Annotated in this window: 26 protein-coding genes and 1 pseudogene; 20 read left to right on the top strand and 7 right to left on the bottom strand. The window is 62.5% G+C overall.

Annotated features, from left to right (window positions below; translation table 11 throughout):
- Window positions 1-26 precede the first annotated feature (26 nt).
- Window positions 27-1,061 carry a DUF1835 domain-containing protein gene (locus ACP146_RS15540; RefSeq protein ID WP_422367662.1) on the bottom strand — a complete coding sequence of 345 codons (1,035 nt, stop codon included), beginning with the start codon at window positions 1,059-1,061 and terminating at the stop codon, window positions 27-29.
- A gap of 501 nt (window positions 1,062-1,562) precedes the next feature.
- Here ACP146_RS15540 and ACP146_RS15535 point away from each other — a divergent pair.
- Complete coding sequence (locus tag ACP146_RS15535; RefSeq protein ID WP_422367661.1) at window positions 1,563-3,350, top strand: ABC transporter ATP-binding protein; 1,788 nt, start codon at window positions 1,563-1,565, stop codon at window positions 3,348-3,350.
- Between the two features lie 289 nt (window positions 3,351-3,639).
- On the opposite strand, the gene ACP146_RS15530 is transcribed toward ACP146_RS15535, so the two are convergent.
- Complete coding sequence (locus ACP146_RS15530; protein ID WP_422367660.1) at window positions 3,640-4,119, bottom strand: DM13 domain-containing protein; 480 nt, start codon at window positions 4,117-4,119, stop codon at window positions 3,640-3,642.
- A gap of 296 nt (window positions 4,120-4,415) precedes the next feature.
- Here ACP146_RS15530 and ACP146_RS15525 point away from each other — a divergent pair, with 296 nt between their 5' ends.
- The 17 genes and pseudogenes from ACP146_RS15525 (at window position 4,416) to ACP146_RS15445 (ending at window position 17,797) form a co-directional block, all read left to right on the top strand.
- Complete coding sequence (locus tag ACP146_RS15525) at window positions 4,416-5,288, top strand: transposase (RefSeq protein WP_422367659.1); 873 nt, start codon at window positions 4,416-4,418, stop codon at window positions 5,286-5,288.
- Between the two features lie 35 nt (window positions 5,289-5,323).
- Window positions 5,324-5,548 (top strand): hypothetical protein, encoded by a 225-nt coding sequence (locus tag ACP146_RS15520; RefSeq protein ID WP_422367658.1) that lies wholly within the window; start codon window positions 5,324-5,326, stop codon window positions 5,546-5,548.
- Window positions 5,549-5,729: 181 nt separating this feature from the next.
- A pseudogene (locus tag ACP146_RS15515) lies at window positions 5,730-5,861 on the top strand (hypothetical protein); the annotation flags it as partial.
- Between the two features lie 81 nt (window positions 5,862-5,942).
- The gene (locus ACP146_RS15510) at window positions 5,943-6,284 is read left to right on the top strand and encodes a hypothetical protein (protein ID WP_422367657.1); all 342 of its coding nucleotides are present in this window, start codon (window positions 5,943-5,945) and stop codon (window positions 6,282-6,284) included.
- Window positions 6,285-6,616: 332 nt separating this feature from the next.
- A complete protein-coding gene (locus tag ACP146_RS15505; RefSeq protein WP_422367656.1) occupies window positions 6,617-7,051 on the top strand; it encodes a hypothetical protein in 435 nt (144 codons plus the stop codon).
- 272 nt (window positions 7,052-7,323) lie between these two features.
- On the top strand, window positions 7,324-7,872 hold the full coding sequence (locus ACP146_RS15500) for a DUF3305 domain-containing protein (protein WP_422367655.1): 549 nt from the start codon (window positions 7,324-7,326) through the stop codon (window positions 7,870-7,872).
- 6 nt (window positions 7,873-7,878) lie between these two features.
- Window positions 7,879-8,625, top strand: a complete 747-nt coding sequence (locus tag ACP146_RS15495) for a DUF3306 domain-containing protein (RefSeq protein ID WP_422367654.1) — start codon at window positions 7,879-7,881, stop codon at window positions 8,623-8,625.
- 302 nt (window positions 8,626-8,927) lie between these two features.
- Window positions 8,928-9,524, top strand: a complete 597-nt coding sequence (locus ACP146_RS15490) for a TorD/DmsD family molecular chaperone (RefSeq protein ID WP_422369658.1) — start codon at window positions 8,928-8,930, stop codon at window positions 9,522-9,524.
- A gap of 148 nt (window positions 9,525-9,672) precedes the next feature.
- Entirely contained in the window at window positions 9,673-9,870 is a 198-nt protein-coding gene (locus tag ACP146_RS15485) for a formate dehydrogenase (RefSeq protein ID WP_422367653.1), read from the top strand.
- 62 nt (window positions 9,871-9,932) lie between these two features.
- On the top strand, window positions 9,933-12,800 hold the full coding sequence (locus tag ACP146_RS15480; RefSeq protein WP_422367652.1) for a formate dehydrogenase subunit alpha: 2,868 nt from the start codon (window positions 9,933-9,935) through the stop codon (window positions 12,798-12,800).
- A gap of 15 nt (window positions 12,801-12,815) precedes the next feature.
- A complete protein-coding gene (gene fdh3B / locus ACP146_RS15475) occupies window positions 12,816-13,412 on the top strand; it encodes a formate dehydrogenase FDH3 subunit beta (protein ID WP_422367651.1) in 597 nt (198 codons plus the stop codon).
- A 182-nt stretch (window positions 13,413-13,594) separates the two neighbouring features.
- Window positions 13,595-13,789: a hypothetical protein gene (locus ACP146_RS15470; protein WP_422367650.1), complete on the top strand. Its 195-nt coding sequence runs from the start codon at window positions 13,595-13,597 to the stop codon at window positions 13,787-13,789.
- A gap of 80 nt (window positions 13,790-13,869) precedes the next feature.
- Entirely contained in the window at window positions 13,870-14,985 is a 1,116-nt protein-coding gene (locus ACP146_RS15465) for a formate dehydrogenase subunit gamma (RefSeq protein ID WP_422367649.1), read from the top strand.
- Window positions 14,986-15,007: 22 nt separating this feature from the next.
- Entirely contained in the window at window positions 15,008-15,367 is a 360-nt protein-coding gene (locus ACP146_RS15460; RefSeq protein WP_422367648.1) for a hypothetical protein, read from the top strand.
- Between the two features lie 109 nt (window positions 15,368-15,476).
- A complete protein-coding gene (locus ACP146_RS15455) occupies window positions 15,477-16,172 on the top strand; it encodes a hypothetical protein (RefSeq protein WP_422367647.1) in 696 nt (231 codons plus the stop codon).
- Window positions 16,173-16,185: 13 nt separating this feature from the next.
- Window positions 16,186-17,574, top strand: coding sequence for a c-type cytochrome (locus tag ACP146_RS15450; protein ID WP_422367646.1), 1,389 nt, complete (start codon window positions 16,186-16,188; stop codon window positions 17,572-17,574).
- A gap of 100 nt (window positions 17,575-17,674) precedes the next feature.
- Window positions 17,675-17,797, top strand: coding sequence for a hypothetical protein (locus ACP146_RS15445; protein ID WP_422367645.1), 123 nt, complete (start codon window positions 17,675-17,677; stop codon window positions 17,795-17,797).
- Between the two features lie 16 nt (window positions 17,798-17,813).
- Here the strand turns inward: ACP146_RS15445 and ACP146_RS15440 are convergent, their stop codons facing one another.
- Together ACP146_RS15440 and ACP146_RS15435 are read right to left on the bottom strand one after the other, a co-directional pair.
- Complete coding sequence (locus ACP146_RS15440; RefSeq protein ID WP_422367644.1) at window positions 17,814-18,980, bottom strand: ankyrin repeat domain-containing protein; 1,167 nt, start codon at window positions 18,978-18,980, stop codon at window positions 17,814-17,816.
- Between the two features lie 10 nt (window positions 18,981-18,990).
- Window positions 18,991-19,170 carry a DUF3553 domain-containing protein gene (locus ACP146_RS15435; protein WP_422367643.1) on the bottom strand — a complete coding sequence of 60 codons (180 nt, stop codon included), beginning with the start codon at window positions 19,168-19,170 and terminating at the stop codon, window positions 18,991-18,993.
- A gap of 80 nt (window positions 19,171-19,250) precedes the next feature.
- On the opposite strand from ACP146_RS15435, the gene ACP146_RS15430 reads away from it, so the two are divergent.
- Complete coding sequence (locus ACP146_RS15430) at window positions 19,251-19,892, top strand: histidine phosphotransferase family protein (RefSeq protein WP_422367642.1); 642 nt, start codon at window positions 19,251-19,253, stop codon at window positions 19,890-19,892.
- Window positions 19,893-19,952: 60 nt separating this feature from the next.
- Here the strand turns inward: ACP146_RS15430 and ACP146_RS15425 are convergent, their stop codons facing one another.
- Both ACP146_RS15425 and ACP146_RS15420 read right to left on the bottom strand, forming a co-directional pair.
- A complete protein-coding gene (locus ACP146_RS15425; RefSeq protein WP_422367641.1) occupies window positions 19,953-21,644 on the bottom strand; it encodes a methyl-accepting chemotaxis protein in 1,692 nt (563 codons plus the stop codon).
- A 66-nt stretch (window positions 21,645-21,710) separates the two neighbouring features.
- Entirely contained in the window at window positions 21,711-22,295 is a 585-nt protein-coding gene (locus tag ACP146_RS15420) for a hypothetical protein (RefSeq protein WP_422367640.1), read from the bottom strand.
- A gap of 346 nt (window positions 22,296-22,641) precedes the next feature.
- Here ACP146_RS15420 and ACP146_RS15415 point away from each other — a divergent pair, with 346 nt between their 5' ends.
- The gene (locus ACP146_RS15415) at window positions 22,642-23,673 is read left to right on the top strand and encodes a Fe(3+) ABC transporter substrate-binding protein (protein ID WP_422367639.1); all 1,032 of its coding nucleotides are present in this window, start codon (window positions 22,642-22,644) and stop codon (window positions 23,671-23,673) included.
- 99 nt (window positions 23,674-23,772) lie between these two features.
- Here the strand turns inward: ACP146_RS15415 and ACP146_RS15410 are convergent, their stop codons facing one another.
- Window positions 23,773-25,458, bottom strand: coding sequence for an ABC transporter permease (locus ACP146_RS15410; RefSeq protein WP_422367638.1), 1,686 nt, complete (start codon window positions 25,456-25,458; stop codon window positions 23,773-23,775).
- Between the last annotated feature and the right edge of the window lie 303 nt (window positions 25,459-25,761).

The following is a 25,761-nucleotide window of genomic DNA, read 5'->3' as shown; positions in this document are numbered from 1 at the left end:
AGAACAAGGCAGGCCGCGCAACGGTCTCAGGGAGCGGCGATCGCCCGGCCGCTTGCCGGGTTCCACAAAAAGGGCGGGCGGTCGCCCTGAAGATGAAGGCCGCCGACCCAGCGGTCGAGGGGATTGTGATCCGTCCAGCGCGCTTGGTCATGGAGCAGAGCCGTGCCGAAATCGGTCAGCGAGATCTCGTCCTTCCAGTCCGAAAAATCCGTTACTGCCGGGCGCGGCGCCGTCGCCAGACCTTTCAGTATCGGCAAGAACATGGCATCGCCGAGATAGGGCAGGGGCTCCAAGTCTTCGACAAGACGCGCGAAGACCTGGCCGGGCGTTCCGGCGCCTTCGCTGATGGCCCGCAGTGACAGTGCTTCCGTCAGGCTAAGGCCGTTGCTTTGCCAGGGCAGTTCCTGAAGGTGTCTTTGCATCGCTGCCGCAACGAAGGGAAGCGCGTCGGCGGTTTCGTCAAGCGCCGTTTGCAGCCGCAGGGGATCGCCGCTGCTGTAGGCTTGCCAGAGGCGCCCGGCTTCCCTGCAGAGTGCCGGGGTTACTGGTTTTTCCGTACCCCAGAGGCTGCCCAACTGCTCCGGCGACAACTGCCCGAGACCATTGAAGCGGGCGATGCCGGGAAAACGGTCGATGTTTATAAGGAACACTCTGTCCGGCTTTTTTGCGGCGTCTTGCAGCTGCGCCAGCAACCGCATCAGGATCGTCTGGTCGTAAAGATCGTGCTCGAACCAGAGGACGATTTTGGCGAAATGATCGAGCTGTTCCAGGCCCCGGGCCTCGGCCTCCATTTTGGATAAGACCATCGCCCCGTCCTCGAACCCCTGATAGGTCGTAGCGATGAAATCGGCACGGGCTCGGCGCAGGGCCTCGGCCGGTAGTTTGGGGTCCAGTGGTCCCTGACAGACAGGGTCGGAAGCTTCCAGAAAGACCCCAGGGATGCTCGCCTGGCGCAGGCCTTCATAAATGTCGCTGCCACAGCGAACGTGGAGGATCGACTCCGAGGAAGGATTGAGAGGAAGAAAAACCGTTTCGTCGGATCTTGTTTCTGCCAAGGCCATGTTGCGTCTCCCATTGCTGAGCAGCCGTTGCGACGCTATGCGATACCCCAGGCGGCCTCAAGGCAGTTGTGACATGATGTGTTCTAAGTCGTCGGCAAGCGCGTGGACTAAACATTTTTTTCACTTTTTTCTTTCGGCGCTCTGTGGCACAAGAACAGCCACCGCAGGGCGCCATCCGGGCGCCGCATGCAAAGACACCCAATGAGGGACAGCTGATGCACAGCATCATGTTTGACATCTTCCAGTCCCGCGTCTTTGCGCCTCCCTGCTAGAAGGGCGGTTGTAGGGCCCGGGACACAGACCGGGCCTGCGGATCTCAAAAATCGGATTGTCGTTGGCTTGCGTGGCATCGCTACACTGCACGCGCGCCTCCCTGTTCCCTCCGCTTGAGCCTTCGGTCGCTCGCTTGTCGATGCGGTGCCTGCGCACCGCCTGAAGTCACTTGTATAAGAGGAGGGTAGCGCCGCGGAATTCATTGCACTGCGGCGGCCCGAAAGAACCATGAAGCAAAAGTTCGGATTCCGCGAAGCCTCCGTCTTCGTCTGGCGTTATTGGCGGCAGGTCCCCTGGCTGCTCAGCGGCGCCTTCGTCACCATGGCCCTGGCGACGCTTTGCGATGTTTTTCTGCCTGTTTTTGCCGGGCGGCTGATTGATTCCCTGGCCGATGTGGCTTTTGCCGAACCGGCGGCCAGGGTCGGCGATGCCTATTGGGCTCTGACGGCCTTCGTTGGCATCTCGGTGGCTTTCCATCTTTTTCGCGAAGTGTCCTACCGCTTCTGGATTCCGCTGGCGACGATCTCCATGCGGCGCATCATCGGCGATGCCTTCTATCGGGTGCAGCGATTCTCGGCCGACTGGCAGGCGAACAGCTTCGCCGGGGCGACGGTGCGCAAGATCTCGCGCGGCATGTGGGCATACGACGAGTTCGCCGACACTATCTACATCGGCTATCTGCCGGCGGCCATCGTGCTCGTCGGCATTACCGCCAACCTGATGGTCAATTGGCTGCTGATGGGTGTTTTCGTCCTGGTGGCAGTGAGCATCTATCTGGTTGTCAGTATCTTGTTGGTCTCGCTCTACGTCGCACCGGCCAACGAGATCATGAACGAGTCGGATTCCGCTGTCGGCGCGGCCATGGCCGATGCCGTGTCGTGCAATGCGACAGTGAAGTCCTTCGGTGCTGAGAAACGCGAAGACAAGCGGTTCTTCGACGTGGCCGATCTCTGGCGCCGGCGCGCGCGCAAGGCCTGGTCGCGGGAGATCAACGGCGGCACCGTGCTGTCGGTCATGTCGCTGCTGTTGCAGGCCGGGCTGCTGTCGCTGGCCTTGTGGTATTGGTCGCGCGGGCAGGCGACGGCCGGCGATGTGACCTTCGTGATGACCAGCTACTTCGTCATCCACGGCTACCTGCGGGAGATCGGGCAGCATGTGCGCAACATGCAAAAGGCGATCAATGAAATCGAGGATCTTGTCGGTTTCCAAAAGCAGGTGATCGACGTTGCCGATCGTGAAACCGCTTCGGATCTGCGGGCTGATGGCGGAGCGATCGCCTTCGACGGCGTGACATTCCGTTACGGCAATCAGCGGACACCGATCTATGCCGATTTCTCGTTGCGGATCGGGGCCGGTGAACGGGTCGCCCTGGTTGGTCCTTCGGGCAGCGGCAAGTCGACTTTCGTAAAGCTGGTGCAGCGGCTCTACGACGTCGATCACGGAGAAATCCGGATCGACGGTCAGGACATCGCCGGGGCGACTCAGGAAAGCCTGCGGCGAGCGATTGCCCTGGTGCCGCAGGACCCGGCCCTGTTCCACCGCAGCCTGGCCGAAAACATTGCCTATACCCGTCCGGAAGCCAGTCGTGAAGAGATCGAACAGGCTGCGCGGCGCGCCCATGCCCACGACTTCATCCAGCGTCTGCCGCAGGGCTACGAAACCCTGGTCGGCGAACGCGGGGTGAAGCTCTCCGGCGGTGAGCGTCAGAGGGTTGCCCTGGCGCGCGCTTTCCTGGCCGATGCACCCATCCTGATTCTCGACGAGGCGACAAGCAGCCTGGACTCGATCACCGAGGCCCAGATTCAGGAAGCCATCGAAGAGCTGATGGAGGGACGCACCACGATAGTCATCGCCCATCGCCTGTCGACCGTGCGCAGTGTCGACCGGATCCTGGTTTTCCGCGACGGCTGCATTGTCGAACAGGGAACGCAGCAAGAGTTGCTGGCCCGGGATGACGGGCATTTTCGCGAATTGCTGGCGATGCAGATCGAAGGTCTGGCCCTCGAAGGAAACTGAAGCGAAAGAAACAAAAAAACCGAAGCGGTGACACAGTGCAGAAACAACCAAACCCTAGGTTCCTGGTCATTGACCTGCCCCATCCCGGAGAGCTAACCCCATCTCCCAGCGCTTCGGGATACCAGGGATAACCCAGTCCCTGGGTTGGTGGGGTGTCGCCTTACCGCGGCACCCCACCGCACTTTTTCGAAGTGCTTTATATAAAAGCGCCGTATTCAGAAGATCACCATATTCAGAGAATCGCAGCCTCCTCCATTAATAGAGGAGGCTTTTTCTGTTAGGGCGGCGGTTACCGGCTGAGGCGGGCCGGTGAAAACAGAACGCCGAACTGTTCACACCAGATCACCACGGAGTTGTACTTCGAGAGATCCGCGTCGGCCGGAATGTCGTAATTCTGATCGCCGATGTTGCCCTTCAACTGACCAAGCGCCAGCCACTCGCTTTTGGCGACATCCGAAGACTGCGTTATGTCCGCTGCCGCCACGAGCCAGACTTCGAGGTCCGGGCCGTTGGTAACCTCGAAATCGGCAAGGCGCAGCGTTCGCCGCCCGTCGCTTCCTTCGAAGATGGTGGCACTGCCGCTGCCGCTATGGGCGGCATCGGCATCGGTGAAGGTGCCGCTCGCAAGAACCTTGGCGGCTTGGGATTCGCCGATGCCCTCGGCCACGACCTGATCGATCCACAAAGGGCTGGCGAGATACCAGAAGGCGTTCCCGGCGACGAATCCGATCGCGCCGGCAACGAAAGCGACGAGAATGAGCTTTTTCATTGAACTGGGTCCTCTGGGTGAATTCCGTGATTGCTGAATGGTCGGCTAATACGGAGGGTCTTCCCGCCGGCTTCGGCTTGAGCAGGCAAGTCGTGCCCGCCGTATTCAAAGTCCCGCCATGATTCGTTGAGCCCGCCATGATTCGTTGAGAACGGCGCGAGCCGAAAGGTCTGAGGCGAAATCCGCTCCAGGTCAATGGGACCGGCGATGGCTCGTGCACAACTCTCATATTGATCACAAAGCGTCTTTTGGGGTCAGGTCTTGCATTATCGATGCCTTTAAGCCACTGTCTTCGGATGGCGCGCCCTCTCAGACTGGAACGGCCCGGTGCCGTCTATCACATTGCGACCCTTGGCAACGCCGGTTTGCCGGTGTTTCGCGGTCCCGATGATTCCCAACGGTTTCTGGAGATCCTGGGAGAGGTCTGTGGGCGCTTCCGCTGGCGCTGCCTGACGTTCTGCCTGCTGCCGGACCGCTACCTTCTGGTGGTGAAGACCGAGGCCGCGTCCCTGTCGCGCGGCATGCGCCAGCTCAACGGGCGCTACACCCAGGCTTTTCACCGCCGCCACGCTACGGCCGGGCACCTATTCCAGGGGCGCTACAAAGCGGTCATGGTGGAGGAGGACGGCTATCTGGCGCCGGTCTGTTGCGATGTCCTGCGTCAGCCTGTGGTCAGGGGTATTGCGCCGGAAGCCGGCGCCTGGCGCTGGTCCAGCTATCGGGCGGCGCTGGGGCGTCCCTCGCCGGTCGCGGCGGGAGACTGGCTGGACAACGGTCCGCTGCTGGCCGCCTTCGGCGGTGATCCGGCCGCCGCGAAAGGCCGGCTTTCCGACGCACTTGCCCAGGCCCCCGACGCTGCAGTCTGGGAAGACCTGCGCCATCAGGTGTTCCTGGGTTCTGAAGCCTTTGTCGAGACCATGCGCGAAGCCGCCCGCCGGGCGGCGGCCGGGCGCGGCGACCTGTCGGAGATTCCGCGGGCGCAGTGGAAGGCGCCGCCGCCGGCATTGGAGAGTTTTGCCGCATCGGCGGACAGCCGTGACGAGGCCATGGCGCAGGCCTATCTCTCCGGCGCCTATAGCCAAGCGGCCATAGCGGCTTATTATGGTATACACTACAGCAGCGTCAGCCGGGCGATCCGGCGCTACGAGCGCAGCCGGGCGGCAAGTTAGAGAGCCCGGGCGACGCCAGAGGAGGTTTTAAGGTTATGTTCCTGCGACGCTTGCTGTTTTCCGCGGCGCGGCGCGTGGCCCAGGACCCGGAGGTTCAGGCCAAGGCAGCCGACGTCTATGAGCGCGGGGTGAAACCCCGGCTGTCTGCGGCACGCGACGAACTGCGCGAACTGACGGGAGAAGTGAATCCCTTGGACGATCCGGGCGGCTTTGCCCGGCGCCTGAAGGAGCGCGTGCGCGAGGTCAATCGCCAGAAGTAAGAAGGGCCTTACCGCATTAGCGACGGATCCCTGCCCCGGTTCTCCCTGCCACAGATTTCACGAAGTTGTCTCTGCATCTCTTTGGGTTTTGCTAACCCTTGATGGTATACTCGGCGTTTGACTTGGTTTCGTCGGTGATGGCGTTCTTTCGCCCTCCCGCGGTGCCCGATCTTGAAGGAGTCTGGCGATTTCAGCCGGGTTTTCAGAAGCGGAGCGGCAACGCTTCCACAACCTGCTGCAGCTTGCTGCGGAGAGCCCTTTCGAGGGTGAGCGCGCCAATGCGCTGGCGGCGGCGACCCGTCTGGCGGAACGCTTCGGGCTGACCCTGGATGAGGCGGCGGCGGGTGGCTCTCAGCACGAGCCGCCGCCGGACTTGGAGCGTGGCGACGCCCACATGGCCGATGACATCGGCTTTCGTCCGGAAACACTCGATCGCTTCGCCCGCGCGGCCCACCTTATGGACACTTTCATCTACGACGACAAGGTGCGCCGTGAGGAGGCGTTGCGGGCGGCCCAGGCCCGCGGTCTGGATGGCGACGAACTGCGCCGCTCGGTTGCCAGCAACACCGTCAGGTGGCGCGCCAAGGCGCGCCGCATGAACCCCAACCGCCATGCCGCGACCCTGTTGCGGGAAACCTCGCTTTCCTTTCGTGAGATCGCGAGCATAACCGGGCTCAATATCTACCAGGTCGTCGGCCTCAAGTTGAAGCTGCGCCAAGGTCACCAGACTTCCTGAGAACGGTCCTCAAAGGGGCATGGCGCCAGCTTGCCGGTTTGGGCTTCCGCGGCGGTATTTCAGACAAATGCCGCGGTCCTGCCACGCAGCGATTCCCTGGATTTGCTGTCAGGCTTTGCCTCAAATCCCCGTCATTTGTGACAAAGCCGGAGCCTCTGGCGCCCGGTAAGGTTTGAGCAACCGTAAATCGGCCAGACTCCCCCTGCACAACAGTTCGAGTTCGAGATTCGTCGGCGGCACAGACCGCCGGGCCAAAAAACGTTTCATAACCGGGCCCGGTGTCCGCCGATGGCGATGCGAAGCAGTCAGGCGAGGATGCGATGTTTGGTAAAATGAAAAAACGGATATTGGCAGGGGTGGTGGGACTTGCGGTTGTCGGCACGACGATCAGCGGTGCGAATTCGCTGGTCTGGCCGATGCTCATCGACGGCAAGATCGAAGATCGTGTGGCGACGGTCTTCACCTATCAGAACCAGGTCTCTGCGGCCCTGGCGCAGAGTATCGTTGAGGCCGAGGCGGCTGATGTCTCGATCGTCGATGCGCTTTATGTGATCGAGGAGCAGCTCAACGAAGCCTGTGCGCCGGTACAGGAAGCCGGGCGGCGCCATATCGATGGCGAGGCGATCACCGGCTTGCTTCAGATTGCCGTCTTCAACACCATGGAAGACTGCGAGGCGAAGACCGATGAGGTCGCATACTACATCCGCCTGGCGCGGGCGAACTCGTCGGAGACCTTTGGGCGGATCTTCGATGCGGCCCTGGACTGATCAGGCGGACTGATCCGGCGGATCGATCTGGCGAAGTAGTTTGAGGGTGCGCCGCCGCAAGGCGATTCTGCTGGGCGATTTTGCGGGCTGACAGCTCCTGTTGGTATGCCTGTGAGACCGCTTGTTGGGCTGCGGGGCCTTGAATGGGAGAAAAAGCCCAGATCGTGGACCCTTTTCCCGGTGTGGGACTCGCCAAGCCGCCGGGCAGCGCCTAGATTCCGGTTCTTCGGGCCGGCATGTTGCCGGGCCGGTGCAGCCGGGACGGAAGCCCTATGGACAAGAGTGAGGTTCTGCCTTTGGGCGTGGTGGTCGAGCGGCGGCGCATCAATCATCCCTGGAAGGATTTTTCCTGGCGCCCGGTCGCGGTCATTCCCGGTGCGGCGGCTTTGGAACCGGATGCGGAATGGAAGGTGCTGCGCGAAGGATCGGATTGGACGCAGTATCACTGCGGCACCCTGCCGCTCGAGCTGTTCCGTCGCGAGACCGAGGGCTACAAGGTCAACCTGACCCAGGATCCGCCGCTGATCTATGTGTTGCTGCGCAGTGAAGACGATCCCGACAGCCGATATGATTTCCTGCCTTTTCTGGTGACGGCGAGTCCCTATGAAGCGCAGGACTACCTCGACAGCGGCGAGGAGATCGTCGAAGGCGTCGCCATGCCGGCCGATCTGATCGCCTTCGTGCAGGCCTTCGTCGATACCCACCATGTCGACGAGGTCTTTCACAAACGCCGCCGGCAGAAGGCGCGCAGTGGCGACGACGCCTTCAGCCGCCAGCCGCCGGTAAAACGTGCGCGGGCTGCCCGCGGTTCGTCGGAGTAGCGCGCCATGGCCGGTCGCGAACGCGATGATGGCGGGTTTCTGTCACGATGGTCGGAGCGCAAACGCGAGGCCAGGCAGACCCAGGACGATGCGCAGAGCGATGTCGCCGAACAAGCTGCCGTAGAAAGCGGCGCGCCGGCCGATGCGACTGCTGAAACCGGCGCCGAGACAGAAGCCTTCAATCCCGATGACCTGCCGGATATCGAAACCCTGGATAAGGATTCGGATTTCTCGGTGTTCATGCATACCAAGGTACCGGAAGCGCTGCGGCGGCGCGCGCTGCGGCGGCTTTGGCGGGTCGATCCGACTTTCGCCTTTCTCGACGGCATGAACGACTACGACGAGGACTACACCGATGCTGCCATGGTGGTTGAGGGCCTGAAGACCGCCTATCAGGTCGGCAAAGGCATGATCAGCCCGGATGAACCGGAAAAAGACAAACTTGAGAAGGACGAAGCGGAAAAAGAGACGGCGGACGAAGCCGGGACGCCCAAAGAAAAAGACGAAGACGCGGAAGATCCCACAGCGGCTGAGGCAGAGGGTGCGGGCAAGCCGGAAGAGGGGTCTGATGTTGAAGAACAACCGCAGCAGGCGCTTGAAGATAAGCCGCAGACCGATGCCCCAGCCTTGGATCAACCGCTGCCGCAGGCCTCGGAAGAGGCCGAATCGGCCCTCGCTGCGCCGGCGGCGAAGCCGGTCTCGAAGCCGTCCGGGAGCGCTCTTCGGCGGCGCTGGGGTGATCAAAGCGGCTAGATGCACCTGCTGGTTGTTTATTCGGATCGATCAGCCGTCGCCTGAAGGCTGACAAACCTCGTGTAAAACAATAGAAATTCGCCTTTTCTAACTTGTGCACTGCAACATCTGATTTAGTTGACAGGCCAACGGTAAAGGCGGTCTAATTCGAGGTAATTGGTAAAAACCCTGGTAAAATCAGGGATATAACATCGGTAGTCTACCGAGCTGGAAGACCGCAAAGCGGCAGTGAACCGCAGGTCTTTGGTTTCGGCGGTCGGTAGGTTCTACTTGAGGTTGGGAGAGTCGCGCGCTTGGGCAGTATGGCAGCGCAGGTATCCATTGCAGAAGAAGACCAGCTTCGTGCCGGATGGTACGCGTTGCTGGCGCAACTGCTTTCGCGTGAGCCGGGCGAGGCTACGCTGCGGATGATGCGTGGGCTGAGCGGTGACGATTCCGAACTTGGCCAGGCGATCAAGGCGCTGGCGGCGGCCGCGCGCGGCACCACCGTCGATACGGCCAAGCAGGAGCATTTCGATCTTTTCATCGGGTTGGGTCAGGGCGAGCTGCTGCCCTATGCCTCCTACTACCTGACCGGGTTCTTGAACGAGAAGCCACTGGCGCGTTTGCGCGGCGACATGGCGCGCCTGCAGATCGCGCGCGCTGACGACATCGTCGAGCCGGAGGATCACATCGCCGCACTCTGCGAGATGATGGCGGGGCTGATCACCGGCAGTTTCGGCGAGCCGGCGACCCTTGAAGAGCAACGCAGATTTTTCGACGCACACATCGGCTGCTGGGCGCCGCGGTTCTTTGAGGACCTGCAGGCTGCGCAGTCGGCGGTGCTTTACATGCCGGTCGGTACCATCGGTCGCCTGTTCATGGAGATCGAGAGCCAGGCCTTTGAGATGGCGGCCTAGCGCCGGCGGCTGCGGGGGACAAACCCCAATGGCCGCCACAAGGGGAAGATGACGGCCCCTCTAGGCAGTTCCGTCTTCGTCGAAGGCACGTTTGCTTATTGTGCCTTTGTTGAAATCAAGGTCACCACGCTGAAGGGAGGGTGAACCGTTGAGCAAGAAGGAAGAGATCAACGTTGGTCGTCGTGACTTCTTCAAGAAGGCCGGCCTGGGTGCCGGTGCGACCGCCGTTGCCGTGACAGCCTCGCAAGCGGGCGCTGTTGAGGCTGTGGCGCCGCAACAGAAGAAGTCTGCGGGATACAGCGAAACCGACCATGTACGGAAGTTCTACGATCTGGCCCGGTTCTAAAGCCGCGGCCAACACGAAAACCAATTTCCCTCCGTACTGACTGTTAGATTAGGGAGAGGTCAATGCTTACCAAAAGGACGAATGGGGTTGCGAATGGCCCCCGTTTGTCAAAGGCGTTCGCCGGAACCACCGGAAGCGCTATTGACCGCCGTACTTTCCTGAAACGATCCGGACTTGCAGCCGGCGGCGCCGCCGCGGCTACGGTTCCTTTCGGGATGGTGAAAAAGGCCGAAGCGGCCTCAGCGGCGACAGGCGACATCACGCTCGTTAAATCCGTATGCACACACTGCTCTGTCGGCTGCACCGTGGTGGCCGAGGTGCAGAACGGGGTCTGGACCGGGCAGGAGCCCGGCTGGGACAGCCCCTTCAATCTCGGCGCCCATTGCGCCAAGGGTGCCTCGGTGCGCGAGCATGCTCACGGCGAACGCCGCCTGAAGCATCCCACCAAGATGGTCGACGGCAAGTGGACCCAGATTTCCTGGGAGCAGGCGATCAACGAGATCGGCGACAAGCTGCAGGAGATCTACGACACCTCCGGCCCCGACTCCACTTATTGGCTGGGCTCTGCGAAGCACAACAACGAGCAGGCCTATCTCTTCCGCAAGTTCTACGCCTTCTGGGGCTCCAACAACGGAGATCACCAGGCGCGTATCTGTCACTCGACCACGGTCGCAGGTGTTGCCAACACCTGGGGCTATGGTGCGATGACGAACAGCTACAACGACATCCACAACTCCCGGGCCATCTTCCAGATCGGCGGTAACCCGGCGGAGGCCCACCCCGTGGCCATGCAGCACATGCTGAAGGCCAAGGAGCAGAACAACGCCCCCTTCATCGTCTGCGATCCGCGTTTCACGCGTACCGCCGCCCATGCCGATGAGTTCGTGCGGTTCCGTCCGGGCACCGACGTCGGGCTGATCTGGGGCATTCTCTGGCACGTTTTCGAGAACGGCTGGGAAGACAAGGAATTCATTCGCCAGCGTGTCTGGGGCATGGATCAGATCAAGGCCGAAGTCGCCAAGTGGACGCCGGAGGAAACCGAGCGGGTCACCGGCGTGCCGGGGTCGCAGTTGAAGCGTGTGGCGCGGACGCTGGCCAACAACCGTCCCTTCACCATCATCTGGTGCATGGGCGGTACCCAGCATACCAACGGCAACAACAACACCCGTGCTTACTGCGTTCTGGGCCTCGCCCTCGGCGTGGTCGGCACCCAGGGTGGCGGCACCAACATCTTCCGCGGCCACGACAACGTGCAGGGCGCGACCGATCTGGGCGTGCTCTGTCATACGCTGCCGGGCTACTACGGTCTCAAGACCGGTTCCTGGAAGCACTGGGCCCGTGTCTGGGACGTCGACTACGAGTACCTGAAGGGCCGCTTCGCCAGTAAGGACTTCATGGAGAAGAGCGGCGTGCCGGTCTCCCGTTGGTTCGACCTGGCGCTGGAAGCCAAGGAGAATATCGATCAGAACGATAATCTCCGGGCCATGGTCTTCTGGGGGCATGCGGCGAACTCGCAGACCCGTCTGCCCGACATGAAGAAGGCGATGGAAAAGCTCGACATGCTGGTCATCGTCGACCCCTATCCGACGATGGCGGCGGTGATGAACGATCGCAAGGACGGCACTTACCTGCTGCCGGCTGCGACACAGTTCGAGACCTATGGATCGGTGACGGCCTCCAACCGCTCGATCCAGTGGCGCGAGCAGATCATGGAGCCGCTCTGGGAGTCCAAGACCGACCACGAGATCATGTATCTCCTGGCCAAGAAGCTCGGTTTCGCGGATGAGATGTTCAAGAACATCAAGGTCGAGAACAACATTCCGCTGATCGAGGATGTTACCCGCGAATTCAATCGCGGCATGTGGACCATCGGCTACACCGGCCAGTCGCCGGAACGGCTGCGGTCCCACATGGAAAACCAGCACACCTTCGACAAGACCACGCTGCAGGCACGCGGCGGGCCGGCCGACGGTGACTACTACGGTCTGCCCTGGCCATCCTGGGGAACGGCCGAGATGGGGCATCCGGGCACCCCGGTGCTCTACGACACCTCCAAGCCGGTGGCCGAAGGCGGCCTCTGCTTCCGTGCACGTTTCGGCGTTGAGCGGGACGGGGACAACCTGCTGGCCGAAGGCTCCTATCCCGTCGACTCGGAAATCAAGGACGGTTACCCCGAGTTCACCATGGCCATGCTGAAGAAGCTTGGCTGGGACAAGGACCTGACCGCCGACGAGAAGGCGACGATCGAGAAGATCGCCGGCGACAAGACCAACTGGAAGACCGACCTTTCCGGCGGTATCCAGCGGGTCGCGATCAAGCATGGCTGTGCGCCCTTCGGCAATGCCAAGGCCCGCACGGTGGTGTGGAACTTCCCGGATCCGGTGCCGACGCACCGCGAGCCGCTCTACACCTCCAGGCGCGATCTTGTCGCCGACTATCCGACCTATGAGGACCGCAAGATGTATCGCTTGCCGATCCTCTATAAGTCGATCCAGGAAAAGGACTTCTCGGCCGACTTCCCGATCATCCTCACCTCCGGCCGTCTGGTCGAATACGAGGGTGGTGGCGACGAGACCCGGTCCAACCCCTGGCTGGCCGAACTGCAGCAGGACATGTTCGTTGAGATCAACCCCGTGGACGCCAACAACACCGGCGTGCGCGATGGGGCGATGGTCTGGCTGCATGGCCCGGAGGGCGCCAAGGTGAAAGTGAAAGCCCTGGTTACCGAGCGTGTGGGGCAGGGCGTCGCCTTCATGCCCTTCCACTTCGGCGGCCATTGGCAAGGTGAGGATCAGCGTGACAAGTATCCTAAGGGTGCTGATCCCTACGTCCTTGGTGAAGCGAGCAATACGGCTCAGACGTATGGCTACGATTCGGTGACCAATATGCAGGAAACCAAAGCCACGCTCTGCCGTATCGAGCCGGCTTAAGGGAGGAGTTGAAACATGGCACGTATGAAATTCCTCTGCGACGCTGAGCGCTGCATCGAGTGCAACGCCTGCGTCACCGCTTGTAAGAACGAGCATGAGGTTCCCTGGGGCGTCAATCGGCGCCGGGTTGTGACCATCAATGATGGCAAGCCCGGTGAGCGGTCGATCTCCGTAGCCTGCATGCATTGCTCGGATGCACCCTGCATGGCGGTTTGTCCGGTGGACTGCTTCTACGAGACCGAAGACGGTGTCGTGCTGCATTCCAAGGACCTCTGCATCGGCTGCGGTTACTGCTTCTATGCCTGCCCCTTCGGCGCGCCGCAGTATCCGCAGGCCGGCAACTTCGGCAGCCGCGGCAAGATGGACAAGTGCACCTTCTGTGCTGGCGGACCGGAGGAGGACATGTCCTCCGACGAGTTCTCCAAGTACGGACGCAACCGTCTGGCCGAAGGCAAATTGCCGCTTTGTGCGGAGATGTGCTCGACCAAGGCCCTGCTCGCCGGTGACGGCGACATGGTGTCGGACATCTATCGCGAGCGCGTTGTCGCCCGCGGTTTCGGGTCCGGTGCCTGGGGTTGGGGAACCGCCTACGACCAGAAGTCCGGATCCTGATCCGGCTTTGGTAGAGGGGTGTGGTTTTCTCCACGGTGATCCTGACTAGGGTAGGGGGCGGTGCTTTGTGGCGCCGCCCCCCGTCCGATCTGCTCAGGGTGGCGGGCTTTGCGTTTGGCGCTTAGCCGGAGGCAACCGCGCTTGGTTGTACTGATGCCTCAATTGGAGGTTAGAGAAATCCCATGGTGCTGCAGAAGTTCATTTACGTGACGGCAGGGGCTGCGCTCCTGCTTGGCCTGGCGGCCTGCGACGAAGCCGAGCAGGGCCGTATCCTGCGCTACGAGAAGGGGGTCTACCTCGGCCCGACCGACACGCAGATTTCAGAAGAAACACGCGAAGTGCTGCGCGCCCGGACAAGACTGCAGGGCGGTGGCTGAGCCGATCGTTTTCGAACTCTTCGCGAACCGATAGAAGCGAGCATTTTGTAATGCGAGACCCAGCTTTCAAAGGAACCACGATGCGAGCCACTGTTTCGCGTTTTCCCTACATGTCCAGTCTTCTGCTGGCGGTTCTTCTGCTCGCCGCGGCCTTGGTCGCCAGTGGCGGCCTGGCCGGCACGGCCTGGGGCCAGTCCAGCGATCCCGTCGTCAGCGAAAGCCCGACCGGCGGGCAGGTCCCGGGGAACGTTCTGGGCAGCGAGGCGGACAGTGAGATGTGGCGCGCCGTGCGCCAGGGCGTGCAGGGCCGGGTAACGATTCCCGATCCGCGTGCCGCACAGCTTATCCAATCGGAGGGCGACAACTGGCGCGCCTGGCGCAACGGGCCGATAACCGTTTACGGCGCCTGGGCAATGCTGGGGATCGTCGCCATCGTCGCTTTGTTCTTCGCGGTGCGCGGACGCATCAAGATCGATGCCGGGCCCAGCGGCAACACCGTCGAGCGCTTCAATCTGGTGGAGCGGGTGGCGCATTGGATTACCGCGGTATCCTTCATCGTGCTGGCGGTGACCGGTCTCAACATTCTTTACGGCCGTCATGTGCTGCTGCCCATCCTCGGGCCCGAGATCTTCACGGCGATCACCATCGCCGGCAAGTACGCGCACAACTTCCTCGCCTTTGCCTTTATGGTCGGCGTGGTGATGATGTTTGTCCTCTGGGTGAAGGACAACATCCCGAATGCCATGGACCTCAAGTGGCTGGCCAAGGGCGGCGGGCTGTTTTCCAAGAACGTGCATCCGGAGGCGGCCAAGTTCAATGCGGGTCAGAAGCTCATTTTCTGGTCGGTGATTCTCGGCGGCGTCTCGGTCAGCCTCTCCGGCTTGGCGATGCTGTTTCCCTTTGAATTCGCATTCTTCGGAAAAACCTTCGCAGCGCTGAACCTGGTGGGCTTCAATCTTCCGACCGAACTGACCATGCTGCAGGAAACCCAGCTTTCGGTGCTCTGGCACACCATCGTCGCCTTGGTGCTGATCGCCATCATCGTCGGCCACATCTATATCGGTTCTATCGGTATGGAGGGCGCTTTCGATGCCATGGGGTCCGGTCAGGTCGATACCAACTGGGCGCGGGAGCATCACTCGGTCTGGGCCGCCAAGGTTACCGGCGGCGGTACCTCGTCGCAGGCGGCCGAATAACCGCCGGGAAAGGAAGCCGACCATGCCGCAACCCAAGCGGTTTCGCCTAACCTGTTTGCTCGGGGCCTGTCTGCTCGGGCTCTTTGCCGCGACGATGATGCTTGCCGCGGCCCCGTCGCAGGCTGCGATCAGCCAGGAAAAGGCGGCCGAGCTCATCACGGAACAGTTCGGCGTCGAAGTCCTGCGGATCAGGGCGGGCGCCTTGGATGACCGCCCGGTTTGGTATGTGACCGTCATGCAGCCGGAGGGTTCCAGCAACGCGACCTTCCAGGTCCATATTCTGGCCGTCGATCAGGAGAGCGGTGAGTTGCTGCCCTCCTTCCGGCACCGTGAGAGCGGCTACATCAAGCCGCCACCGCCCGCCGGCGGTGGACGCCCTTAGGGCTTCCCGGTTCATAGTGATGCCGCTCCGGGCCAAAAAGGCTCTTTGACACTTACCCCCGACACGCGCAGAGGTTTTTCGGCTGGACGGAGAAGACAGGGCGATATTGATGAAGACGGCCTTGGCCATTATCGCAAGCGGATTGATCGGGTTCGGCGCCGGCCTGCCCGCAGCTCTTGCTGACGCGTCATCGGTTGCCGGATCCCAGGCGGAGGCGTCTCAGCAGCTGGCCCAGGCCGGTGACGACGGTGTGGCGCCGGGCATGCTGACCACCCAGGCTTTCAAGAAAATCCCCGAGGGGGAAACCATCACGGTTACGCCCTACGACGACAACGATTTTAACCTGCAACTGAAGACCGAGTTCGAAACCGAATTGGCTGCCGATGAGAGGATCGTTGCCGAGGCCAAGACCGGTTTGCTGCTGCTGTTCGAAGCGAAGGTGGTGCCGGCGGAGCAGGCGCCGCGCCGGCCCAGCCTGGGCTCGGTGAGGGCGAGCGCCGGCCAGGAACGGGATCTGGCGCGGGAAAACGAGGACAGCGTCGAGGTTGAGGCCAATGTGAATGTCTGGTCCAACACCCAGGATTCTGTCCTCGGCGGACGCCAGGAGGCGCAAGACCTGGGCGCCAGTGTGTTCCATATCAACGCCGTGTTGCGCAACCAGGCAAACGGCGAGGTGCTGTGGCAGGGCGATGCCTACTATGAACTGATGAGCCCGGATACCGAACGGGTGGCCCGCGCCATGGTGCCGCCGCTGGTCGATAAACTGGGAAGCACGACCGCCAATGAGCCTTTTGAAGCGCGTTAGGCGGAGCATGGTGGTGGCGTTATTGACGCAGTCCGGCCGTTGCCTGCGGGTGCTTATCTGCAGCCTGCCGCTGCTGTTTCCCGCCGTGGAGGCCGCCGCCGAACTCCGCGGTCATGGTGGTTTCGTGAAGGGCGTGGCGGTGACCCCCGACGGCAGCCAGGCGGTGACCGCCAGCTTCGACTATAGCCTCATCGTCTGGGATCTGGAGGGCCAGAAAGCGCTTCAGGTTCTCAACGAGCATGAAGGTGCGGTGAACGCGGTGGCGCTGGTGGCCGGTGGACGCCAGGCGCTTTCGGCCAGCGATGACGGTACCCTGCGGCTCTGGGATCTACGCTCCGGCAGGCTTGAACATGTCTTTGAAGGCCACGAGGGCAAAGTGGCGGCCGTAACCGTGTCGCCGGACGGAAAGCTTGCGGCTTCGGCGGGCTGGGACCAGACGGTGCGGCTCTGGGACCTGGAGGCGCGTCAGGCCTCTCATGTCCTGGACGAGTACCGCAGCAACGTGAACTCGGTGGCCTTCTCGCAAGACGGCCGCCATCTGCTGACCGGCAGCTATGATTCGGCTATCCGGCTCTGGGCGCTGGCGTCCGACGGCAGCCGGCCGCGGTTGCTTCGGACCATGGAGGGGCATGACTTCGGGGTCAATGCCTTGTCCTTCCTGCCCGATGGTGAGTTCGCGGTTTCCGCGTCGGTCGATGAGACCGTGCGCCTCTGGGACCTGACGACAGGCGAGGAGATGGCGGTCATGCGCGGTCACGACGGCCCGGTCTTCGCCGTTACGGTCTCGCCGGACGGACGTTTCGCCGCTTCGGCCGGTATCGACGGCACCGTCAATCTCTGGGATATCGAAGGCCGCCGCATCGTCACCTCGCTCAGGGGGCATGAGAAACCGGTCTGGGCCCTGGCCTTTACGCCTGATGGACAGCAGCTCCTCTCCGGCGGCTCGGATTCGGTGACGCGGCTCTGGGACCTTCAGGCCCGCAGTGAAGTCGCCGGCAGCGCGGCCGGTGAGGCGTCGACACAGGAGGCCGCTCTAGGCGAGGAAGCCGAAAGCCGGGGCGCCAAGCTGTTTCGCACCTGTGTTGCCTGCCATACCGTTACCGCCGACGGCGGCAACCGGGCAGGGCCGACCCTGTATCGCATCTTCGGCCGCCAGGCGGGAACTGTGGAGGGCTACAACTACTCCGACGCACTTCGGGGCAGCGCCTTGGTCTGGAATGCCGAGACCATCGACCTGCTGTTCGACGAAGGCCCTCATGAATACACGCCCGGCAGCAAGATGCCGCTGCAGCGCATTCCCCTGGCGGAGGATCGTGCGGCGCTCATCGCCTACCTGAGGGAGGTCACCGGCGCGCGCCAGGATGCCCCAATCGAAGGTGAAACGCCTCAAGTTGAGCAGTAAGCCGGGGCTGTACAGAGAGGCCCTGAAAACCTAAAATCATGAACTGAAGCCCGGCCGGATAAGGCATGTTCCGGTCGCTTTTGGAGAGGACAGTGAAGCCATGAGATCCGTTGTCATTGGTGGTGTTGCCGCCGTGCTGATCGCCGTTTTGAGCGCCGTCATCTTCAGCATGACGGGCCTGGATTCAGCGGCGGTGTTCTCCGGGCCCAACGTGCGGCTCTAACAGTCTCGCGGCCCATTCATTCCTTTGCCCCGGCCGCGCGCAGCAAGGCGGCTATTTCGTCATCGCCGATCATGCTGGCCGCCTGCAGGGCGGTCCAGCCGTCCTTGGCCTTGAGGTCGACCTTGGCGCCGGCGCGAAGCAGCAGGCGGACTTCTTCCAGACGGGCCCGATTGGCGGCCAACATCAGGGCGGTGTTTCCGCTGTCGGCTTCGCGGGCGTCGGCATCGGCGCCGGCGTTCAAGAGAACATAGAGCGCACCAGGCTGGCCGCTCATGGCAGCGACGACGACGGGCGGGCGGCCCCTGTGGCCCGGCCGATTCAAATCGGCGCCGGCTGTCATGAGAGCGATCACGGAGTCGACCTGGCCGGCCTCGATCGCCAGCCCCAATGCGGTCTCGCCCTCTGCGGCCGCCTGATCGACCATGGCGCCGCTGGCCAGCAAAGGCTCAAACAGCGGGGTCCGGCCATGGGCGGCGGCGAGATGCAGCGCCGTCCAGCCGTCCTGCCTTGCAGCGGCCACATCGGCGTTTTCGGACAGCAGCAGTTGCAGGCTGCCCGCTGCCCCGGCGCGGGCAGCTGCGATAAGGGCGGTGGTGCCGTCTTCGGCGGCGGCATCCGGTTGGGCGCCGGCCGCCAGCAGTTCCGCGACGACCGCCGTCGCCAGAGGATCGAAGGCGGCATTGATCAGGGCGGTGTTACCGTCGCGTCGGTCGCGCGCGCCGAGATCCGCCCCGGCGGAGAGCAAGGCGGCGACAACGGCGCGCTTGTTGCGTCTCGCGGCGAGCAGCAGCGGCGTGTTGCCGTAGTCGCCTTCGCGGGCCTCCAACGGCGCCTCCGCTGCGATCAGCACCTTTGCCACCCGGTCATGGCCTTCGTAAGCGGCGTAGTGCAGGGCGGTCCAGCCGTCGTCCGGCGTCGCGCCGGCGGGGTTGGCTCCCTCTTCAAGCAGCAGGGCGGCCACCCGGGCGCTGGCATAGATGGCGGCCACATGCAGGGGCGTGTTGCCCACTTGATCGGTGACTTCCGGATCGGCGCCCCGCTCCAGGGCAAAGGCGGCCAGCTCCGTGTCGTCGTTACGGGCCGCCTGGTGAAGCGCCTGGTCGGCGACCGTCTGCGCCAGCGCGGAGGGGAGAACGGCCAGCAGCAGGCAGGCCGCCAGCAGCAGCCAAAGCGGCCTTGCCACGGCTGAAATCCTAGCCACGGTCTTCGCCGACAATCTCGAGGTCAACCTCTGTCGCGATGATCAGCAGTTTTCCGGCGTTTTCAAAGTTCACGGTTACCCGCTCCGACACCACGGACTGGATCTGCCCGACGCCCCAGTCGGGTTGACCGGGATGGCGCACCCGCATGCCGGGGCTAAGATGTAAGGTCATGATCAGCCTCTCTGTTTTCCCTCCGTCGATAGTGTATAACGGTGAGGAATCCGGGGCCAGCTGTTGAGGGTGGGATAAGTATGGACGTATCGATCGATCTGCGCGTTGCCGAGCTGCTTACATCGCGCCTTTGTCATGACCTTGTCGGCCCCATCGGGGCCGTCGGCAACGGATTGGAGCTGCTGGCGGACGACGAGTTCGGCATGGCCGACGATGCCATGCAGCTGACCAGTAATTCGGCGCGTCAGGCCTCGGCAATTCTCCAGTTCTTCCGCCTTGCCTATGGGATGGCCGGGGCGCGGGTCGGAACCGACCTTACCCCGCTTCGCGATCTCTCGGCGGCGCTTTTGGAGGCCTCCAAGTCGGAACTCGACTGGCCGACCGTACAGGCCCCGGAAGGCCTTCCCGACGGCGCCGGCAAGGTGGTTCTGAACATGGTTGCCCTGGCCCACGAGGCGCTGCCGCGCGGCGGTAAGCTGGCCGTCGAGATTTCCGGTGAGGCAGGCCGCTGCGAGCTGACGGTGACGGCCGTTGGCCAGGACGCCCACCTGCGTCCGGAAAGCCTGGCCGGCCTGAGCAACGAAGTGGACATCGGCGAACTCTCACCACGCGGTGTGCACAGCTACTTCACCCGCATCGTGGCCAAGCGCCTGGGCAGCGATCTTGATATCGAAACCCCGGGCGAGGACAGCATTCGCTTCAAGGTGGTCGTGAACGGCTGAGGCTGTTCGCCCCGGACCATTCGCCCGGGGCAGCAGATCTTCAGTTGCGCCAAGTGGGCTTTAGCCGGCGCGGATGCTGGCCAGGAAGCTGTCGACCTGATTGCTCAGGCTCGATGACTGCCCGGCCAGATCGTTTGCCGCGCCCAGCATGGTGGAGGCCGACTGCCCGGACTCCTTCGCCGCCGTCGTGACCTCGCCGATGTTGTTTGAGACCTCGTTGGTGCTGGCCGAGGCAAGCTGCACGTTGCGGGAGATTTCCTCCGTTGCCGCACTCTGCTCTTCCACCGCCGAGGCGATGCTGGAGGCGATGCCGTTGACCTGTTCGATGGTTTCGGTGATCAGGGCAATCGAGTCGACCGCACCACCGGTGGCACCCTGGATGTCGTTGATCTGCTGACGGATCTGCTCGGTGGCCTTGGCCGTCTGGGTGGCCAACTGCTTGACTTCGGAGGCGACCACGGCAAAGCCCTTACCGGCCTCGCCGGCACGGGCGGCCTCGATCGTGGCATTCAGGGCCAGCAGATTGGTCTGCTCGGCAATGTCCTGGATCATCGTCACAACGTCGCCGATCTTCTGTGCGGCCTCGGCGAGGGTTTCGACCTCGCCATTGGTCTTGCGGGCCTGCTCTGCAGCCGCCTTCGAAATATCGGTGGACTGGGTGACCTGCCGGCTGATCTCCTGGATCGAGGCGGTCAGTTCCTCCGCTGCCGAGGCGACGGTGCGCACGTTGCTGGCGGCCTGTTCGGTCGCTTCGGCTGCAGCCGTCGTCAGGCTGCTCGACCGCTCCGCGGTTTCGGACATCGACTGTGCGGTGTTCTGTACTTCGTCGGAGGCGGCAGTCACACCGTTCACGACGGCCTTCACACTGGATTCGAAATCGCCGGCCAGCTTATGCATGGCTTGACGCTTTTCTTCTTCGGCCTTCGCCTTTTCGGCTTCCCGCGCAGCGGTCGAGCGGTCCAGCTCGACGGCATTGGTCTTGAAGGTCTGAACCATGCGCGCGATGTCACCGATGTCGTCTTTGCGCTCCATGGCCGGAACCGCGACGGTGGTGTCGCCGTCCGCCAGGCGGCCCATGGTGTCGGTCATCATTTTCAACGGCTTGCCGATCAGCCGCGAGGTGACAAAGCTAAGCAGCACGACCAGCAACGCCAGGGCCACCAGGGCAATCGCCGACTGCTGCAGCATGGCTGCGCGAATCTCGGCGTTCAACTGTTCGATCGACCAGGCAATGATGACCGAGCCGATGAAGGAGCCGTCCTTGGGCGAGAGTGCCGGACCCGAGATCAGGATATGGCTGTCGGACCGCTCGATCATCCGTGTCTCGGCGCCCTTGGCCTTTTCAACAAAGCTGCCCAGTTCGGCTTGCGGCAGCGTTTTCGAGTCAAAGCGGATCAACTCGTTGCCGTCTTTGTCGAGCGCGATAACATTGGCGATGGCGGTGTCTTCGGCCTTGGCGAAGTCGATGTAGGCGACCTCGATCGCTTCCGGCTTTTTCCAGCGAATGCCGCCGGCGGCATTGTTGCTGATCAGCCGGGTCATGGTGCTGAACCCGGTTTCACCGGTCTGTAGAAGAACCTGCTTGGTCTCGTTGATCCCGATCACCACAAGGGTGACCAGGATCAGCGAAGCCATCCCCGCGGCCGTCAGGATAACCTTACGGACCACGGATAACCTTGAAGTCCCGGCCAAGTTGATCCCGCCCATCTTCTTCTTGGGCGTTGTCGCAGTGGGCGCTTCATTCTTGCTCATAGGAACCGTTCCTTTGCGGCACCGGATGCTTGACCGGGTAGGGGTTGATACTGGTTTTCTTTCGCCTTACAGCGCGTCGACATTGATGCCGATGGTGATGGCACCGATCACGTCGCCGCTGGCCGGGTCGACAATCGACATGGAGAGCTGCGACTGGAAGGTCTGGGTCGACTCGTCCATCTCCACCTCGTCAATGAACACAGCGCCGGCGCCGGCGGAGTAGGTCTTCTGCCACTTGGCTTCATCGCCCTGCCAGTAGTCGGAGGTGACGTCGCTCTGCCCGACGTTCAGGCCGCGGTTGTCCATGACGAAGACCTCCGTCACCAGGCCCTGGGCGCTGTTCTTCTGGTCAACCAGATAGGCGGAGAGGGCGTTGCCCAGCACGGCATCGATCATCGGCTTGCTGCCGGCATCGGTCTGGGCGCGCCAGTCCTGGTCCATTTTGTCGATATCGGCCTGGCTGAGGCCGGCATGCTTGGCGTTCTGCGCCTTCACGGCCTGGATCACGACATCGTTGCTGATCCACTGTTTGACCGTGCTGTTGGCATACTCGGTCATCGGTGCGACATGGGCGTCGCTGGCCAGGGCGGCGGTGGCAAACAGCGACAAAGCAACGCCGCCAACGAGACCCTTAAGGTTGGTCTTAGACATCATCATGGCTCCAATTGAATTCCCCAAAACTGGCGTCCGCTCCACGCGGCTTCGCCTTAACCGTCGTCAGCCTTAAAAGCATTGGCTTAAATTTGCGTTAGCGTGGAGCACGGCCGGTATCACTCGCATTATAGTTAAAGTGATCGGATAACTATATGAAATAATTATAATCATAATAACTATTATCGATAAATAGCAGGCGAGAGATCCCGCAAAGCGCGTATTTCCGCGGCAAGCAGGGTGCTTGACAGGTGCGAGTGATTTGCATTTACTTCGCTATTGAGAATTAATTTCATCACGCACCCAGCCATGTCGGATACTGGGGCGGATGCAACGGAGGACTACAATGAACACTCGTCGGCGGACGGTCCTTGGGGCCGCAGTCTGCTTTGCCGTTTTGGGAACCGGCCTTTCGGTTCAGGCACAGGATGTCCTGAACCTCTATTCCTCGCGTCACTATCAGACCGATGAAGCGCTCTATGAGAACTTCACCAAGGAAACCGGTATCGAGATCAATCGGATTGAGGGCAAGGGCGATGCCCTGATCGAACGGATAAAGAGTGAAGGGGCCAACAGCCCGGCCGACGTTTTTCTGACGGTTGATGCGGGCCGGCTCTGGCGGGCCGATCAAGCGGGTCTTTTCCAGCCGGTCGAGAGTGCCGCCCTGGATGCCGCGGTGCCGGAAAGTCTGCGCCATCCGGATGGACACTGGTTCGGCTTCTCCACGCGGGCGCGGGTGATCTACTTCGACAAGGCTACGGTGAAGGAAGGCGAGATCACTTCATACGAAGATCTGGCCGACCCGAAGTGGAAAGGCCGCATCTGCATCCGCAGCAGTTCCAACATCTACAATCAGTCGCTGATGAGCTCGATTATCGCTGCCCATGGCGAGGCCGCTGCCCAAGAGTGGGGCAAAGCAATGGTCGAGAATTTCGCGCGCAACCCGGTGGGTGGTGACACCGACCAGATTCGCGCCATCGGCGCGGGCGAGTGCGATGTGGCTGTCGGCAACACCTATTACTTCGTGCGCCTGATGACGAAGCCCAGTGACAAGGATAAGGGACTGGCCGAGAAAATCGGCTGGGTTTTCCCGAACCAGGGCGACCGCGGCACCCATGTGAACGTCTCCGGCGCCGGGGTCCTGAAGAACGCCCCGCACAAGGAAGCGGCGGTCAAGTTCCTGGAGTATCTGGCAAGCCCCGCCGCGCAGCGCTACTTCGCTGACGGTAACAACGAGTATCCGGTGATCACGGGTATCGAGCCAAACCCGGCGCTGAAGTCGCTTGGTGACTTCAAGGCCGATGAATTGAATGTCGCCATCTACGGCGAAAACCAGCCCAAGGCGCAGAAAGTCTTCGATACGGTCGGCTGGCCCTGAGTTCTAAAAACTGCGGCTAGCTGGCTGGCCGACTCAAAGGGCCCCTTCGCTGAAGGGGCCCTTTTTGGTTGGCGTTTTCCTTGCCTGGGCATTCTTTGTCTAAGGGGCTTCCCGGGAGCGGTTGCCGGCCTGTCCCGGCCGGCCGCGGGCAATGGCGCGGCTCAATAGGATGACCGGTGGGATGCCGACGGCGACGATCGTCAGAGCCGGGGTTGCCGCCTCCGTCAGGCGTTCATCGGCTGCGAAGTTGTGCGCCTGGACGGCCAGGGTATCGAAATTGAAGGGGCGCATGACCAGGGTCGCCGGAAGCTCTTTCATGACATCGACAAAAACCACCAAACCGGCGGTCAGCAGGCTCGGCCACATGATCGGCGCGTGAACGCGCAGGAGGGCCGCCAAAGGCCGCGCGCCGAGCGACCGGGCCGCATCGTCCATTGAGGGGCGTATTTTCGAGAGGCCGCTCTCGATCGTGTTGAGGGATACCGCCAGAAAGCGCACGAGATAGGCAAAAATCAGTGCCGCGAGACCGCCGGTCAGCAGAAGGCCGCTGGAGACACCCCAGGTGGTGCGCAGCCAGGCGTCGATGGCATTGTCGAGCGCGGCGAAAGGAATCAGCACGCCGACCGCTATGATCGTGCCGGGCAGCGCATAGCCCATGGAGGCGAGGCGGTTCGACATCCGCACCAGCCAGCCGCCGTGCAACCGCAGGCCGTAGGCCATAAGGGTGGCCAGCAGGACCGCAAAGATGGCGGAGACCAGCGCCAGGGTGACGCTGTTGCCGACCAGTTCGAAGTAGCGGCGGCCGAACTGCTGGTCACCGGCTTCGAGGGCCATCGAAAAGAGCACCCCCGCCGGCAACAGGAAGCCGAGGAACAAGGGCAGGAAACAAGCCGTGAAAGCCGCCACCGCCGCCAGGCCGCGCAGCGGGCGCCCCGGCAGCGATTGATAGCGGTTGGTCGCCTGATGGAACCGGGCTTTGCCGCGGCTCTGAGCCTCCAGAAAGAGGACGAGAAAGACGAAAATCAGCAGGACCGAGGCCAACTGGCCGGCCGTTGTGCGGTCGCCGAAGGCTATCCAGGCCCGGACGATGCCGGTGGTGAAGTTCGGAACGCCGAAGAAGGAAACCGTGCCGAAGTCCGCCAGGGTCTCCATCAGGGCCAGGGCCGTGCCCGCGACGATCGCAGGCCGCGCGAGGGGCAGAGCCACCCGGAAGAAGCTTTTCCAGGGACCGCAGCCGAGAGTGCGGCTGACGTCGAGCGCGCAGACCGATTGATCGAGAAAAGCGGTGCGCGACAGCATGTAGGTGTAGGGGTAGAGCACCAAGACCAGCATGACCACCGCACCACCGAGGGAGCGCACTTCGGGAAACCAGTACTCCCGGAAGGAGAGGCCGGTGATGTCACGCAGCATTGTCTGAACCGGCCCGGCCGGCTGCAGAAAGTCCGTATAGGCATAGGCAATCACATAGGCCGGCATCGCCAGAGGCAGGATCAGCGCCCAAACGAAAACGCTCCGGCCGGGGAAGCGGCACATTGTTACCAGCCAGGCTGTTCCAGCACCGATGATGGGGACCGCCAGGCCGACACCGACGACCAGAACCGCGGTGTTGAACAGGTAGCGCGGCATCACCGTCGTGGCCAGGTGGGTCCAGGTTTCGCTGCTCGGCTGGGTGAGGCTGAGAAGGACGCCCAGGATGGGGATCAGGAACAGTCCGGCGATGATGACGGAAAGCCAGCTCAAGGGCCCGCCACGCAGCAGGGCCCGGGCCGACCAGCTGCGGCGCAAGGAAGGCCATGATCGGGTTGCCCGGGGGTCGGGCAGGCCGGCGTGGGCCAGGCTGGCCTGGACCCGGCCCAGTTGAGGTAAGCCGGGTTGGGATAGGCCTGGTTGGGGCAGGCCACTTGGGGCGGATGAGGGGGAGGTCTTGGTCACGGTGCCAGCAGGTTTGATCCGATGGCTCTGCCAAACGAGCCGGTAATTAGCGTGAGCTTTCGCAGCGCGCCTCCCGGTCGTCTGGCCCGGGGATCCGCCGCAGTGAAACAGGGCAGCGGGAGATTAGCGGACAAGGCTGCCAATGAGAAGCAGTCT

It is taken from the genome of Pelagibius sp. (assembly GCF_965249265.1).
Taxonomy (GTDB): Bacteria; Pseudomonadota; Alphaproteobacteria; order Kiloniellales; family Kiloniellaceae; genus Pelagibius.
The sequence above is the reverse complement of the archived record's forward strand: the minus strand, read 5'-3'. Positions and strand labels throughout refer to the sequence as shown.